1 pseudogene is annotated in these 590 nt (G+C 68.5%); it reads right to left on the bottom strand.

The window, feature by feature from the left end:
• A pseudogene (locus tag CSC70_RS14135) lies at positions 1 to 590 on the bottom strand (HPr(Ser) kinase/phosphatase); the annotation flags it as partial.

Below are 590 nucleotides of genomic sequence, written 5' to 3'. Positions count from 1 at the left end.
CCCGTGTCGCCGAACATCTCGCGTACGTTCAGCACGCCCAGCCCGCGCACCTCCAGCAGGTCCTGCAGCAGTTCCGGACAGGTGCCGTCGAGCACGTCGGGGGCGATCTGGGTGAACTCCGGCGCGTCGTCGGCGACCAGGCGGTGGCCGCGGCTGAGCAATTCCAGCGCCAGCTCGCTCTTGCCCGAGCCGGCCTCGCCGGTGATCAGCACGCCGATCGAGTAGATCTCCATGAACACGCCATGCAGGATCACCCGCGGCGCCAGCGTGCGCGCCAGGTGGTAGGAGAGGTGATTGAGCAGTTCGTGGCCGCGCTTGGGCGAGACCCACAGCGGCGTGTCGGATTCGTCGGCGGCCGCGCGCAGGTCTTCCGGGCACGACTGGTTCTTGGTGACCACCAGCGCCAGCGGCCGCACCTGCACGATCTTCTCGATGGTCTCCCAGCGCTGGCGCGCGTCCAGCGAGTCCAGCCAGGCCAGTTCCTCGGTGCCGAGGATCTGCACCTTGTTGGGGTAGATAGTGTTGAGATAGCCGGCCAGCGACGGGCGCCGTGAGACCGCGTTGCCTGCCTCCAGCACCCGGTGTTCGCC

Origin of the sequence: Pseudoxanthomonas kalamensis DSM 18571 (assembly GCF_010211745.1) — a bacterium.
GTDB classification, from domain to species: Bacteria; Pseudomonadota; Gammaproteobacteria; order Xanthomonadales; family Xanthomonadaceae; genus Pseudoxanthomonas_A; species Pseudoxanthomonas_A kalamensis.
This window is presented reverse-complemented; position numbering and strand designations above follow the sequence as displayed.